The organism is Echinicola arenosa (genome assembly GCF_014841125.1).
In the GTDB taxonomy this organism is placed as follows: Bacteria; Bacteroidota; Bacteroidia; order Cytophagales; family Cyclobacteriaceae; genus Echinicola; species Echinicola arenosa.
The window spans coordinates 1-1,633 of record NZ_JACYTQ010000019.1; the positions used below are offsets into that span (position 1 = coordinate 1).

The 1,633-nt window shown below is 48.7% G+C and carries 1 protein-coding gene; it reads left to right on the plus strand.

Annotated features, from left to right (window positions below; translation table 11 throughout):
* On the plus strand, positions 1 to 1,443 hold a 1,443-nt coding region (locus IFO69_RS21555; protein ID WP_192012229.1), incomplete at its 5' end, for an IS1182 family transposase.
* Positions 1,444 to 1,633: the final 190 nt, after the last annotated feature.

Sequence of the window (1,633 nt, forward strand, 5' to 3'; positions counted from 1 at the left end):
CATCCAGGCCGTGTTGTTCACCAGATCATTGAGCGGATAGATCTGAGTGAGGTGTATAGCCGATACTCAGAGAACGGGTCCAGCAGCTATCATCCCAAGATGTTGTTAAAGGTGCTGGTTTATGGATATTTGGAGAACTGTTATTCTTCCCGCAAGCTTGAAAAGGCGGTCCGGGAGAATATTGTGTTCATGTGGCTTGCCGGGATGCAGCGTCCCGATCACCATACGATCAATCGGTTCCGGTCAGAACGTCTCCGGGATGTGATTGGCGATATTTTTGCCCAGGTGGTGCTGTTGTTGCATGAGGAAGGGCTTTTGGACATCAAAGAAGTGTACACCGATGGGACCAAGATCGAAGCCAATGCCAACCGCTACACCTTTGTCTGGGGCAAGGCGATCAAGAAGAGTAAGGAACGGATCAGTTCCCAGCTTCAGGAACTCTGGGATTATGCCGGTTCGGTAGCCTCCGCTGAGTTGGGCACAGAAGAACCCGACTTTGTGAACCCGAGTGCGGGAAAAGTCACCCAAACGATCCAAAAGATCAATCAGGCGCTGGAAGGGAAAACCGTTGACAAGAAGGTGAAACAGAAGTTGGGTTATGCCCAAAAGAACTGGCCGGCCAAACTGGAGGAATATGCCCAAAAAGAAGAGGTACTGGCGGGACGGAACAGTTATTCCAAAACCGATCCGGATGCCACGTTCATGCGGATGAAGGAAGACCATATGAGAAATGGCCAACTCAAACCAGCCTACAACCTTCAGCTCAGCACCCATGGACGGTTCGTGGTCAACTATTCCCTGCATCCCAATCCCAATGACACCTTGACCCTGAAGCCTCATCTACAGCAGTACCATCAGCATTACGGGTTCTACCCTTCCTGTTGTACAGCAGATGCAGGATACGGAAGTGAAGAGAACTATTGCTTTCTGGAGCAGAACCGGATCGAAGCTTACGTTAAGTACAACACCTTCCACAAAGAACTCCGCCAGGAATCCAAATCAAAGAAAGTCCATGGCTTGCTGGAAAACCTGTATTACGATCCACAGAAAGATCACTACATCTGTCCGATGGGACAAGCGATGAAACCCAGTGGGGAAAGTACCGGAAAAACCTCGACCGGTTTTGTCCAGCATTACAGGCACTATGTAGCCAAAAATTGCCAGGGGTGCCCACTGACTGCAAGTTGCAGACCCGGGGCCGGTAACAAAACCCTCAGGGTAAACACCAGGTTACAGCAACAGAAAACCAGGGCAAGACAACGACTCACCTCAGAGCAAGGGATCCAGAAAAGAAGACAACGGGCCACCGATGTGGAACCGGTATTTGCAGACTTCAAACACAATAAGGGAAGAGCTAGGTTTATGTTAAGAGGAGCCGAAAAAGTAGCCATTGAAACCGGATTGATTGCCATCGCCCACAACCTGGCAAAAATGGCCGGGTAGGAAGTAGAAGACGCTGTTTTTAAGGTCAAAAACCCTCTGATCCCCCAAGTTTAAACTGTCACTTCAAAACAAAAAAACCAGAGTCAAACTGACCTTGGGTCAGAAAAATAGAGGCCGATTAATGAAAATCGGCCTCTATTGGCTAAAATCGACTGTCAAACTTTTTTAACTCTTGTTTTGAGACAGCCTC